The sequence below is a fragment of the Sporosarcina sp. FA15 genome (assembly GCF_051550195.1).
In the GTDB taxonomy this organism is placed as follows: domain Bacteria; phylum Bacillota; class Bacilli; order Bacillales_A; family Planococcaceae; genus Sporosarcina; species Sporosarcina psychrophila.
Genome location: NZ_CP188818.1, coordinates 1,331,690 through 1,344,468, shown reverse-complemented (window position 1 = coordinate 1,344,468; position 12,779 = coordinate 1,331,690). Strand labels below are relative to the sequence as shown.

Here is a 12,779-nt window from a genome sequence, read left to right as displayed (position 1 = left end):
TGAAGCCGTGATCATTTGGAAAATAGAATTCAGAGATGAAATTCGGTTTAATTTTTGGGAGGGTAATATTATGGGAAAATTAAAAAGTAAATACGCAATTGTTACTGGGGGTGGTAAAGGTATCGGTGAATCTATAGTTGATCGTTTTCTAAAGGATGGTATTGCAGGTATTGCAGTACTTGAATATGATCTGAACATGGCGAAAGAAATGATTTCAAGACTCGATAATAGTGGTGCTAAAGTTCTGCTCATTCAGTGTGATGTATCAAATGAAAAACAAGTAGAAATAGCTGTTTCTCAAGCTATGGAACATTTCGGTACTATTGACATACTTGTCAATAATGCTGGTATTACACAGGACAGTATGTTTCACAAGATGTCAGAAGAGGCTTGGGATGCTGTTATAAATGTAAATCTTAAAGGTGCATATTACCTTTGTAAACACGTTATACCCATTATGAGGAATAAGGCCATCGGAAAGATTGTAAACATCTCGTCCATATCTGCATTTGGTAATGTAGGTCAGGCTAATTACGCAACATCAAAAGCAGGATTAATTGGCTTTTCAAAAACTCTGGCGAAGGAAGGGGGACCAAAGAATATTATCGTGAACTGCGTTGCTCCTGGTTATATTGAAACAGACATGTATAAAACTGTCCCAAAGGAAATTATGGATGAACATATAAAGAACACCCCCTTAGGAAGACTTGGAAAACCTAATGAAATTGCCAGTGTTGTGTCTTTCCTTTCTAGTGATGATGCAAGTTTCTTATCAGGGCAATGCATAATTGTAAGTGGCGCTGCTACAACATGATGAGACTGGGAAGATAAGAGAGGAGAGTATATATGCAGGAACTAATATTTGCTCTTGCTAATGGAAGCATGTATGCCTTAATGGCGCTTGCCATAGGTATAATTTATTCTACAACACGTATCATTAACTTTGCACATGGCTCCGTTATTATGATAGGAGCCATGACAAGCTACTGGTTCATAAGTGCTTTTAATATGAATTACTTAGTTGCTATTTTGTTAGCAATACTTATTAACATATTACTAAGTATATTGATTTATAAGACAGCGGTCGAAAGATTAGGAGATTTATCGAAAAATTCAAGTTGGATTGTAACTCTCTTCGGTGCAAGTATCATTATAGACAATATTGCCCGAATGCTATTCGGAACGGAACCAAAAGCTTTCCCATTCCTTTTTGATGGTCAGGATATCCGTATTTTCGGTGCAAATATTATGTTGCACGAAATCATGATGATTATCATTGCAATATCGATAGGTATAGTTTATCAATTTGTAATTCAGAAAACTAGTTTTGGTAGAGCTGTTAGGGCTGTATCTTATAAACCGGATACAGCAAGAATCATGGGTATTCGAAGTAATGTCGTTGTGTTGACCTGTTTCGCGATATCAGGTGGTGTTGCGGCAATAGCAGGTGCACTTATTGCACCCATAACTTTTGCTAGCTATACAATGACATATGCAGTTGGTATCAAGGCTTTCGCAGCAGCGTTAATCGGGGGTTTAGGTAATACCAAAGGAGCGTTTGTTGGTGGGATTACCTTAGGTTTGTTAGAGGGAATTGTTGGAACGATGATCCCTGGTGGATTAAAAGATGCCGTTATCTTTTTAGTTATGATTATATTCATTATAGTTTTACCGGGAGGGATATTAGGTGCCAAAATTTTCAATAAAGGCAACTTCAGCGCAGAAAAAATATAGAATTTATTTCACTATCCTTTGGGTTGCTCTTTTATTGATTAGTTTAGTTATTCCACTAATGGCAGGTAGCTACTACTTGCGATTAGTAAGTTTAATATTCATATATATCATCCTAGCAATTGGATATAACATTTCTGCAGGCTTTAGTGGTATAACTTCTTTTGCTTTTGCCGCACATTTTGGTGTTGGGGCATATGTTTCAGCAGTGGCCATTACCGCCTACAACATGCCGTTTTTCGCGGGACTTATAGCAGGGGCAATAGCAGCTGCTTTAGTGGGTTTACTAGTTTCCCTTCCGGCATCTAAAGTAAAACACCATTACCTAGCTCTTATAAGTATTGGTTTACTAGAAATGGCGCATCGAGTGTTTAATGAATGGACCTGGTTTACTGGTGGTTCACAGGGGCTATTCGTCCCTACTTGGAATATTTTCGGATTCACTCTAGATACCCTTCAAAAGTACTATTTCATATTACTAATAGTAGTAATTTGTGTTATCGTACAGAGGAACATCGTTAAAAGTCGATGGGGTAGAGATTTAATTGCAATGACAGACAATGAGATTGCAGCAGCCGGGGTCGGAATTAACTTTAGTAAATATAGAATAATAGGCTACTTTTTTAGTTCATTACTGGCTGGAATAGCCGGAGGTATTTATGCTAGTTATAGTGGCTATTTAAGCCCTGATACCTTCAGTTTTCAATTTACAGTATTCATTCTTTTGATGGTGGTTTTGGGTGGACAAGGGACTCTGAGTGGTCCAATAGTCGGTGCTATCATTGCTACGATGATACCAGAATTATTTAATGCAGCACCTGACTTGAAACAGATTGTCTATGGCGCTCTTCTTGTCATAATCCCACAAGTACTTCCGGCGGGTATCGCAGGAACCATTAAGAAGCATTTTAGAGAAATAGATGATAATCAATATATTATGGAAAAAAGGGACCAAAAATTATTTGATATTAAGCGGAATGTTGTGAGTAATGGTAATAATTTTGATAATGATGATATTTTAATTATCAAGAATCTTACTAAGAAATTCGGGGGACATACAGCTGTAGAAAATCTAAACATGACGATTAAAAGAGGGACGGTTCACTCACTAATTGGTCCGAATGGTGCCGGCAAGACCACAACTTTAAACATAATTACTGGAGTTGATAAGCCATCAACAGGAATGGTTATTTTTAATGATAAGGACATTACGGGTAAAAGTATTATTGATCTAGTTAGGCAGGGGATCTCGAGAACATTTCAACATGTGAGACTCTTTAACAATCTTTCGGTGGTTGAAAATGTTGCAATGGGGGGACGTCTATTTTATAGCTATTCACTGACCGATACCATGTTCCGTACAAGGAAAATGAAGAATGAAGAAAGAAAATCAATTTATGAAGCAATGGATTACCTTGATTTAATAGATCTAAGTAATCAAGCGAATAATGAACCGGAAAGCCTTTCAGCGGGCCAACAGAAGTTATTAGAACTGGCGCGAGCTCTGAGTATGAAACCAGAACTTCTAGTACTAGATGAACCATGTGCTGGCCTTTCAGATACAGAGACTATGGAGTTTTCTAAGTTGCTTAATAAAGTCCGGGAGGCTGGGATTACCGTTTTGATGATTGAACATCACATGGATTTAGTAATGGAAATATCCGATTATATTACAGTACTTGATTATGGCAAAAAAATAGCTGAGGGTGATCCGGCAAGCATAAATTCCAATCAAGTTGTCAGAAACGCTTATTTGGGTGAAGGGGCGTGAAACGATGTTACAAGTAAAGAATTTAACTGTAGGCTACGGGAAAACTGAAGTTGTTCATAATATCTCTTTCCAAGTAAGTCAAGGTGAGATCGTTACAATATTAGGAGCGAATGGTGCTGGAAAAAGCACCATTCTCAATACAATTGTTGCACTTCATAAGGGGAAAGGTGGAAGTATCTGCTTTCAAGGCAAAGAGATTTCCAATGATCGTCCCGATCAGCTAGTGCGCAAGGGAATTCGAATAGTACCGGAGGGGAGACAGATATTTCCTCAACATACTGTAATGGAAAACATTCTTTTAGGAGCGCATATTGTAAAGGATTCTAAGAAAACGCATGTTCTAATACAGTCGATTTTCGAACGTTTTCCACGACTCGAGGAAAGAAAAATGCAATTAGGGGGGACCCTTTCTGGGGGAGAGCAACAGATGCTAGCCATTGCAAGGTCGCTTATGACGGAACCATCCTTTTTAATTCTTGATGAACCCTCACTAGGACTTGCACCTATCATTGTAAATGAGGTTTTTGACCTTTTAAAGCAAATTAATTCCTCGGGTGTTACGGTGCTTTTGGTTGAGCAGATGGCAAATAGTGCATTAAAAATATCCGATCGTGCCTACGTCATAGAAACTGGGCGTATTGTTTTAGAGGGTACAGGAGAAGAGATACTTAATAATCCAGATGTCGCAAAAGCGTACCTTGGAAATGTATGAAATAATTCACTAGCGTCGGATAAAAAAATAGAATTCTAATAATGTAAATAGAATTTTCTTTAAACATTTTTCCATATCAATTTCTTGTAGAGGGCTTGATTATCTGCTCTTAAGTGAACGCGAATGTGTTTATATACAAGAAGATTGATGCTTTCATAAGCCTTCAACTAGTTGGAGTTGCGGGCTTGCTGGAAGGCAGTAAAATTGCTTCAATACGATGTTCATTCTAATAAAAAACAGAAGTTCACATAACTTGATCGGTGTTGAACAAAAATAATAAGAACAGGGGGATAAAGAATGAAATTTGTAAGTTTTATAAACATAAATGGTGAAGAAAGAGCTGGATGGATTGAAGGTCAAAAAGTTTACGACATGAATGAGCTATCTGATGGGATATTACCTTCTAAGCTACTTACATTTATTGAAGACCATGAAAAATATACCCCTATTCTTAAAGAATTATTAAAAGAAGAGCATAGCGGTACATATAACCTAGGGGATACTGAGCTTCTAGCTCCTATTCCAAGACCGCCAAGTGTGCGAGATTTTATGAGTTTTGAGTTGCACTTGAAAAATGCATATAAAAATTTAGAAAAAGAGATACCTAAAGAATGGTACGAAGCCCCGGCTTTTTATTTTACTAATCATCATGCGATTATCGGTCCGGAAACACCATTATCTTATCCCTCTTTTACAAAGTGTTTGGATTTTGAACTTGAGATTGCCTGTGTAATTGGAAAACAAGGTAAAGACATTAAAGCTGGAGATGCTGAAGATTATATTTTTGGATTCATGATTCTCAATGATTGGTCGGCTAGAGATATACAGATGGAGGAAATTAAAATAGGTTTAGGACCTGCAAAAGGAAAAGACTTTGCGACGTCAATTGGTCCGTATATTGTCACTAAAGAATCTCTACAGAAATATAAGATTGAAAATAGACATGATTTAACAATGACGGCGAGAATTAATGGGCAAGAAATTTCCAAAGGTAATTTAAAAGATATACACTATTCATTTGCAGATATGATTGAAAGGGCGTCAATCAACGCCACGTTATACCCAGGAGATATTATTGGATCAGGAACAGTTGGAACAGGATGTCTATTAGAATTGAGTGGAGTCCAACAATCTTGGTTAAAACCAGGTGATACCGTTGAATTAGAAGTAACTGAGTTAGGTATTTTGAAAAACACGATTGTGGAATAACTAAATTGATTTCGCACAAGGAAGTTAAGATATAGGACACGATATTAACATGCTGCATAGTAAGTTAATTATAAGAGAAAGGTGACTTGAAAATGAAAATTGGTATAGTAGGCGTTGGAGCAATAGGAACTGTGTTAGGAACATTATTAAACTCAAAAGGCATTGAAGTGGATTTAATAGATGGCTTTAAAGAAAATGTAATAGCAATGCAAAAAAATGGTACTGAAATAAGAGGCTCTATTCAAGTGAAAACACATGGGCATGCTTATTATCTAGATGACTTAACTGATAAATACGATTTGTTATTTCTACTAACAAAGCAATTCGATAACAAAGAGGTCTTAAATAAGCTTTTACCACATCTTCATTCTACTAGTATTATTTGTACTCTTCAAAACGGGGCTCCCGAAGAAAGTGTAGCAGAAATTATTGGAAAAGATAGAACGATTGGCGGAGCTGTGGGTTTTGGAGCAACATGGATTAAACCCGGTGTTACTGAATTAACATCGAAGAAAAAGGCTTTAGAAGAGTTTGCCTTTGAAATAGGAGAAATGAATGGAGAAGTTACTGAAAGAATTAAAGCAGTTAACGCAATTCTGCAAAATGTGGGTGGTTCTGAAGTATCTAATAACTTGCTTGGCATTAGATGGTCTAAAATATTAATGAATGCTACTTTTAGTGGGATGTCGGCCGCGCTTGGCTGTACTTTTGGTGAGGTATTAGACGATCCTAGGGGCTATTGGTGTCTTGCACATCTTGCCGACGAAACGATTAAAGTAGCCTACGCGCAAGGTATAGATTTAGTTAAAATGCAGGACCAGGATCTCGGACTTCTGGAGTTAAATGATCGTACCCCAAAAGAAATACTAAGTAAATTTCCTTACTTTAAAAAGACCTGGGATCAACACCGTGACACGAAAGCAAGCATGTTGCAAGATTTGGAGAAAGGAAGAACAACCGAGATTAATTACATAAACGGAGTTGTTAGTAACAAAGGAAAAGAATACGGTATTGCAACCCCCTATAATGATATGGTAGTTAAAATTGTGAAAGCCAAAGAAAAGAACAAGGAAATTAAAACGCTTCATTATATTGATGAATTCTTTAAGTGAAAAGATGTTAGAATTTCTGAGGCTGTATAGGTGCAATTGAACGAAGCGAATCCAGTCGCAATGTAAGGTTTCGATTCTTTTGGTTAGGTGAATAATCAATAATAGACCGCATATTGAAAGGCAGGAATCAGAGAAGATTATCTCCTCTGATTCCTGCCTTTTTTATGCAGTATGAGTGAATTAATAGGACCAAGCTATTTGATAAATTCCCTTCGAATAGTGGCTTATAGAAAGGGGTGCTTGCAGGGGGACATTCTCGAATAATTAAACTTTCATAATTTCTGATGTGTAAGTGCCCATTTAAATATGGGGATAATCCACTTAGGGCAAATGAACCTCGTTCAAACTTTTCAGACCTTTAATCATTGTTTTTGTAACGTATTGAGCCAGCTCAGGTAACTTTCGATCGTCTTGGCTAACACTCCAATAGTATATAACGCCCATCATTGTTTGACTCATCATCATTAATAAATCCTCTACTTGAGAAGCAGAATCTATCGGTTGGTTTCTTTGGATTTCTTCAGCGAAAGATATGAAAATACGAGTTAGTTCTCGATCTTTATTTAAGAAATAAGTATGGTCATTTGAAACAAGCGCGGAACTATAAATGACTTTCATTAAGTCCTTTCCCATCTGATCATTAATGATACACAAAGCCTCATGAAAAAATATTGATATTTTTTCATACACATCGATATCTTCCGGCATAGCTTCTATTACTTGGGCATAGTGGTTATCTACTTCAAAGAATTTCACTAAAAATATAGTTGATTTTGATGAAAAATGCTGATAAAAAGAACCTTTAGATGACTCACTCTTTTCGCAAATTTCATCAACGGTTACTTTATCATAGCCTTTTTCAGTGAATAATTTCAATGCAGTTTCTAAAATTCTTTTTTGAGTCATTTTACCTCTACTTTGTTTATTTTCTTTTTTCATCAAAAAAATCACTCCAATATAGTGTTGTCAGAATATTATCTATTATATCATAATCAGGCTGCAATCCAGTTGAATTTGTACTTGGGTCTGGTTATGAAAGTTATTTTATAGTAAGTCAATCATTTTAGCAATTAATACTCAAGTAAACACTGGGTTTTGGAATTGTTTTAATGGTACTCTAATATCCTGTTGACAGAATATTGCTTCTTGAATTACAATTAGACTACAGTCTGATTTAAATTGTGCTGCAGTTTGGTTGAAAAACAATTTAATCTTGTTGGTGATAAATACTCAAGTAATAGAGAGCACTTTCATAGGTTTGAAGTCATCAATTATGAAAGTACGCTTCGAACTAGAGTATTTAAAGGGTAGAGTACTAGCTTAAAGAAATATACAAGGGGGAATGGGAATGTGGAGTATAACTACGATAGTTCTTTCATTAATTTTATTAATATTCCTTGCGTTAAGGGGATTTACAATTATCATTATTGCCCCGATTGTCAGCTTATTTGTTATAGTGCTAAACGGTATGCCAATTTTAGAAACATTTCAAAATGACTATATGGCTGGGTTTGTTAACTATGCAAAGAATTACTACTTAATTTTCCTTTTTGCTGCAATGTTTGGGAAATTCATGGATGACAGTGGAGCAGCAAGAAGAATCGCAGAATCATTGTTGAAAGTTTTAGGTAAAAACAGTAAATATAAAGTATTGGTTTCAATTATGGTGATTTGTGCATTTTTAACATATGGCGGTATTAGTTTGTTCGTTGTTATTTTTGCAGTTTTACCAATTGCTAAACCACTTTTCAAAGAAATGGATATACCTTGGCATTTATTTTTGGCACCCTTTTTCATTGGAATCGGAACATTTACGATGACAATGTTACCTGGAACACCTTCAATTCAAAATATTATTCCAATCAGTTATTTAAACACTAGTGTTACATCGGGAGCATGGATTGGAATTGCAGGAACCATCACTGTCCTTGTGCTTAATCTTTGGTATTTAAAATATGCCTTAAATAGGTCTGAGAAAAAAGGCGAAACTTATGCAACAATGAAAAATCTTGAGGATAAAAAAGATGAGGAAATCATCGATAAGTATGCTAACAAAAAATTACCCAATTTAATGTTAAGTATGACCCCGCCAATACTTTTATTAGTTTTATTAAACTTATTAAAAATAGAAGTCTTATATACATTAATGATTTCTGTTTTAATTTGTACAATCGTCTTTTGGAATTATATCGATATGAAAAAAGAAACAATCAACATCGGTGCAACGAATGCAGTTTTACCACTAATTAATACAAGTGCGGACGTTGGCTATGGAGCTGTTATTGCGGCAACATCAGGCTTTGCTATTTTCGTAGATATAATGACAAATGTTCCGGGAAGTCCGTTGATTTCACTTTATATTGCAACAACGGCTCTAGCTGGTATTACTGGATCAGCATCCGGCGGTTTAGGGATAGCGATGGAAACTTTATCAGAGACTTATGTGAATTTAGACTTAGATCCGAACGCAATTCATAGGATTGCAGCAATGGCATCTGGTGGTTTGGATTCCTTACCTCACAATGGAGCAATAATAACGACTTTAGTTGTAACAGGACTAACACATAAAGATGGATACATACATGTTTTTATGACTTGCGTAATAGCTCCTATTCTATCAGCTATTCCGGCATTAATAGTTGCAATTTTGTTCTATTAATTATTTGATTAATCATGTTTATGTTGTTAGAGCGGGAATTCGGTATTTACTTAAAAATATCTTGCGGAGAGGTAATTGTTACTATCCTGCTTCAGAGAATTTAATAGTCTAGTAAGTCATTAGGACTTGTTATATTCCGTGTTGGAGGTGGTCAAGGTGTCGTAATCATTATAGGGGCAATGTGAAAGAGTACCAGTTGTTGGTGCAGCTGCAGCTACGTTATTTGGTAAACAAGGTGCATGGGTAGTCGTTCTTGATTTTGATCAACAAGCTGGGGATGCAAAAGTACAGGAATTACATTCATCCGGTATTGACGAGACTTTTTTCAAAGAAGATGTGTCGAACAACGAAGAAGTAGAAATAACGGCTACACAAGTACTTGAAAAGTTCGGGATAACGCTTTTCATCAAACGGAGAGTTAGCCTCAAAGTTAGTTGAAGCATGGATAATAAATGAATAAGAAGATAGCGAATCTATTTGTTTTAAAGAAGGGGACAAGAAAGAGCAATGATGATTGTAAGTTTTCTTTTAATCGTTTGGATATTAAGTTAGTTTAAGTTTAATGCGTTGTTTATTCAGGCATTCAAAGAACTGTTTAACAATGAAATCACGATTGCAAGTTATTATGTTGTGTTTTTTTGTGTTGGTACACTTGGCGATTTGATTTTATTTTTTAATGGAGCCTATAATGTTTGTTTTTACAAATCGTTTCTTCAACTAATAAGGAACTTTAGTTGAAGGTGGGCGTGAGATCATATACGGGCCATCTATTTGCATTGAAATCCGCTGGTCCAAAATATTCCGCAGCTGTAACTGTATGGGTGTTAGCGGTTAATATACTTGTTGCGATAAATAAGTAAGATAAAGTAAAAGCGACCCATCCACAGATTAGCGGATAGGTCGCATTTTGATTAATTACAGTCATTTATTTAATATAAACATGAACTACTCGTTTTACTAAGCTTTCCGTACCATTTCCAGTAACATATGCGCTAATGTGTGTTGCGCTTCTTTAGAACCGGAATTCCAAAGTTCCATTAGCATTTTTTCCTCCCTATTGCGGGGCTCTTCGTGTTTGGCGAGATAATTTGCAACTAATTCTGTAGTTTTGGCAAGTTTTTCTTCACTCAAGCCCATGTTTTCCCCTAACTCAACTTTCTCCGAAAGATACTGTTTGAATCGATTAAAGTTTTCTAAAATTTCGTCCTTTTTCTCGACGTCAATCTGAGATAATTCTTTTTGTACTTTATCCTTCATATCCACTAAAAACACTCCCTTTTTTGTTTGAACTTATAGTGTTCACTTAAACTCAGTGCTATAAACAGGAAAATAATTACTTCGATTTCTTTATGGAAATGAGTTTTTTATTTATATTACAAACAATAACTCGGTATGGTGAATCAAAAGGGGAAGCAAGTGTGTTCAATTAATTAGTTACGTCTGTTGAATATAACGAGTCATTGTAAAGGATGTACATGGCGAAAGACTATTTAATCGGTAAATTGAATATGAAGTTTTTATAGAAGAATCCGAAGACGTGCGCGATAAAGTCAGCAATATACTTGAAAAGCTGAACAATAAAAGCAGTCAGCTTCTCAATCGAGATGATAGCTGTTTTTTTCGTTATGGGTTGTGCGCCTATCAGCGTTTTTTAAAATCCTCCCCAACCATCCTGTTTTATATCACTTCTTTTACAAAGCTGTATAATGTGAAGAAGCGCTAAACGCTGATATTACTGGGTTAGTAATTAATAAATACCTTCATTTGATAACCGTTGTTTATATTGAGTTTACATGCATCTATTAAAATGAATTAATTGTTGAGCAAAGAAAGAAGGTGTTCAAGCATGGCAAAGGTATTAATTGTAGATGATGATCCACATATGCGCGAGTTGGTCGGACTTTTCTTACGTCCAGACGGCCTTGAAATTGTTGAAGCATGTGATGGTGTTGAAGCTTTGGCAGCACTGGAGTCATTTAAGGCAGACCTAGTTATATTAGATATAATGATGCCAAACATGGATGGATGGGAGTTATGCCGAGAAATTAGAAAGCAGTATGATATCCCGTTGCTGATGCTGACAGCCAAAGGAGATACGACACAGAAAGTCAAAGGGTTTGAGTTGGGTACAGACGATTATCTTGTGAAACCATTTGAGCCAGCTGAACTTGTTGCACGGGTAAAAGCGCTACTTAAACGCTATCGAATTGCAATTTCGCAGACGGTTCAGGTAGGCGAACTGATGATGAATCGCAAAACATATGAAGTGTTCTTGGAAAATCGAAACGTGGAGCTACCGCTGAAAGAATTTGAATTGCTGTTTAAATTAGCGAGCTATCCAGGTAAAACCTTTTCGCGGGAGCAGTTGATTGAGGATATATGGGGGTATGATTACGAAGGTACAGATCGAACGGTTGACGTGCATATTAATCGATTGCGCGAGCGTTTTTCCGATCACTGTGATTCCTTTAAGATTAGCACCATTCGTGGATTAGGTTATCGCCTAGAGGTAGAAGGTTGAGAAAAGTGCTGCGTATTGGAACGGCCGTAATTGCGTGGTTAATCGTAACTGTTTGCTACTGGTCGCTAGCTTACTTAGGAACTTCGTTCATTCATAAGAAATGGGATTTGCATATCAGTGACTTCTCTAGAGGGCTGATTACACTATTTGCAATGATCTTCCTTTTTATTCTTACTAGCTGGATTTTTTCGAGGTTTGTTTCTCCACGCCGAATGGATTTTTTCACAATGATGATTGATGCCATGCGAAGAATTTCCAAGGGCGATTATGATGTCAAGTTGGCGAATCAATTTAAACATAAAAAGAATCATCCTTTTGGAAAAATAGTAGAGAGCATTAATGAGATGGCGGTAGAGCTGAATCAAATAGAGCAAATGCGTCAAGAGTTTATCTCCAATGTCTCGCATGAAATCCAATCGCCACTTGCCTCGATTAGTGGTTTTGCTACTGTCTTAAAGCAAAGCGATTTAACGTTAAAGGAACGGGAACATTATCTTGGGATTATTGAAACCGAGAGTAGGCGATTAGCCAATCTAAGCGATAATTTACTGAAGCTAACATCCATAGAATCTCAACATCATCCTTTTGAGCCAGTAGCGTATCGTTTGGATAAACAAATTCGTGAAATCATTCTATCTTGTGAACCTCAATGGGTTGCTAAATCGTTGGAGTTGGATATTTCATTAGATGAAGTGGAAATCATCGCTGACGAAGAGCTGATGAGTCAGGTATGGATTAATCTCATTAACAATAGTATCAAGTTCACACCTAGTGGTAGTAGTCTGAAAATAGTTCTATATCAGCGTGCGCAGGAAGCAGTTGTGACCATTGCGGATACAGGAATGGGTATAGCTGAGGAAGATCAAGCGCATATATTTGAGCGCTTCTATAAAGTGGATAAATCACGTAATCGTATGCTAGGTGGAAGCGGCTTAGGTTTGTCCATTACGAAGAAAATCATCGACATGCATGATGGTTCTATTCAAGTACAAAGTAAATTGAATGAAGGCACTATTTTTACAGTTACTTTGCTAATTTAAGAAAGTGATTGTCAGGAAGTCTAT

The 12,779-nt window shown here is 36.4% G+C and carries 11 protein-coding genes and 1 pseudogene; 10 read left to right on the top strand and 2 right to left on the bottom strand.

What is annotated here, in order from left to right:
* The first annotated feature begins 70 nt into the window (after positions 1 to 70).
* The 6 genes from ACP8HG_RS06395 to ACP8HG_RS06370 all read left to right on the top strand — a co-directional run bounded on the left by ACP8HG_RS06395 (position 71) and on the right by ACP8HG_RS06370 (position 6,535).
* Positions 71 to 814, top strand: a complete 744-nt coding sequence (locus ACP8HG_RS06395; protein WP_438298372.1) for an SDR family oxidoreductase — start codon at positions 71 to 73, stop codon at positions 812 to 814.
* 32 nt (positions 815 to 846) lie between these two features.
* Positions 847 to 1,734, top strand: coding sequence for a branched-chain amino acid ABC transporter permease (locus tag ACP8HG_RS06390; RefSeq protein WP_067209413.1), 888 nt, complete (start codon positions 847 to 849; stop codon positions 1,732 to 1,734).
* A complete protein-coding gene (locus ACP8HG_RS06385; RefSeq protein WP_438298371.1) occupies positions 1,688 to 3,502 on the top strand; it encodes a branched-chain amino acid ABC transporter ATP-binding protein/permease in 1,815 nt (604 codons plus the stop codon). The genes ACP8HG_RS06390 and ACP8HG_RS06385 overlap by 47 nt, the downstream gene beginning before the upstream one ends.
* Before the next feature lie 4 nt (positions 3,503 to 3,506).
* Positions 3,507 to 4,214: an ABC transporter ATP-binding protein gene (locus ACP8HG_RS06380; RefSeq protein ID WP_067209409.1), complete on the top strand. Its 708-nt coding sequence runs from the start codon at positions 3,507 to 3,509 to the stop codon at positions 4,212 to 4,214.
* 297 nt (positions 4,215 to 4,511) lie between these two features.
* Positions 4,512 to 5,423, top strand: coding sequence for a fumarylacetoacetate hydrolase family protein (locus ACP8HG_RS06375; RefSeq protein ID WP_354313097.1), 912 nt, complete (start codon positions 4,512 to 4,514; stop codon positions 5,421 to 5,423).
* A 92-nt stretch (positions 5,424 to 5,515) separates the two neighbouring features.
* A complete protein-coding gene (locus tag ACP8HG_RS06370) occupies positions 5,516 to 6,535 on the top strand; it encodes a ketopantoate reductase family protein (protein WP_187044870.1) in 1,020 nt (339 codons plus the stop codon).
* A gap of 321 nt (positions 6,536 to 6,856) precedes the next feature.
* Here ACP8HG_RS06370 and ACP8HG_RS06365 read toward each other — a convergent pair whose 3' ends face one another.
* Positions 6,857 to 7,474, bottom strand: a complete 618-nt coding sequence (locus ACP8HG_RS06365; protein ID WP_255428695.1) for a TetR/AcrR family transcriptional regulator — start codon at positions 7,472 to 7,474, stop codon at positions 6,857 to 6,859.
* Positions 7,475 to 7,883: 409 nt separating this feature from the next.
* Between ACP8HG_RS06365 and ACP8HG_RS06360 the strand changes: the two genes are divergently transcribed.
* Positions 7,884 to 9,194 (top strand): GntP family permease, encoded by a 1,311-nt coding sequence (locus ACP8HG_RS06360; protein WP_438298370.1) that lies wholly within the window; start codon positions 7,884 to 7,886, stop codon positions 9,192 to 9,194.
* 210 nt (positions 9,195 to 9,404) lie between these two features.
* Positions 9,405 to 9,632, top strand: a pseudogene (locus tag ACP8HG_RS06355) (hypothetical protein); the annotation flags it as partial.
* A gap of 519 nt (positions 9,633 to 10,151) precedes the next feature.
* Here ACP8HG_RS06355 and ACP8HG_RS06350 read toward each other — a convergent pair.
* On the bottom strand, positions 10,152 to 10,451 hold the full coding sequence (locus ACP8HG_RS06350) for a DUF3243 domain-containing protein (protein WP_067213947.1): 300 nt from the start codon (positions 10,449 to 10,451) through the stop codon (positions 10,152 to 10,154).
* A gap of 589 nt (positions 10,452 to 11,040) precedes the next feature.
* Between ACP8HG_RS06350 and ACP8HG_RS06345 the strand changes: the two genes are divergently transcribed.
* Both ACP8HG_RS06345 and ACP8HG_RS06340 read left to right on the top strand, forming a co-directional pair.
* Positions 11,041 to 11,715, top strand: coding sequence for a response regulator transcription factor (locus ACP8HG_RS06345; RefSeq protein ID WP_067209392.1), 675 nt, complete (start codon positions 11,041 to 11,043; stop codon positions 11,713 to 11,715).
* 5 nt (positions 11,716 to 11,720) lie between these two features.
* Positions 11,721 to 12,755: a HAMP domain-containing sensor histidine kinase gene (locus ACP8HG_RS06340; protein ID WP_231885836.1), complete on the top strand. Its 1,035-nt coding sequence runs from the start codon at positions 11,721 to 11,723 to the stop codon at positions 12,753 to 12,755.
* Positions 12,756 to 12,779: the final 24 nt, after the last annotated feature.

Bases quoted from the DNA above. Each gene is read 5' to 3' on its own strand.
- ACP8HG_RS06365 (WP_255428695.1), bottom strand. From the start codon at position 7,474: ATGAAAAAAGAAAATAAACAAAGTAGAGGTAAAATGACTCAAAAAAGA.
- ACP8HG_RS06345 (WP_067209392.1), top strand. From the start codon at position 11,041: ATGGCAAAGGTATTAATTGTAGATGATGATCCACATATGCGCGAGTTG.
- ACP8HG_RS06380 (WP_067209409.1), top strand. From the start codon at position 3,507: ATGTTACAAGTAAAGAATTTAACTGTAGGCTACGGGAAAACTGAAGTT.
- ACP8HG_RS06360 (WP_438298370.1), top strand. From the start codon at position 7,884: ATGTGGAGTATAACTACGATAGTTCTTTCATTAATTTTATTAATATTC.
- ACP8HG_RS06350 (WP_067213947.1), bottom strand. From the start codon at position 10,451: ATGAAGGATAAAGTACAAAAAGAATTATCTCAGATTGACGTCGAGAAA.
- ACP8HG_RS06375 (WP_354313097.1), top strand. From the start codon at position 4,512: ATGAAATTTGTAAGTTTTATAAACATAAATGGTGAAGAAAGAGCTGGA.
- ACP8HG_RS06370 (WP_187044870.1), top strand. From the start codon at position 5,516: ATGAAAATTGGTATAGTAGGCGTTGGAGCAATAGGAACTGTGTTAGGA.
- ACP8HG_RS06390 (WP_067209413.1), top strand. From the start codon at position 847: ATGCAGGAACTAATATTTGCTCTTGCTAATGGAAGCATGTATGCCTTA.
- ACP8HG_RS06395 (WP_438298372.1), top strand. From the start codon at position 71: ATGGGAAAATTAAAAAGTAAATACGCAATTGTTACTGGGGGTGGTAAA.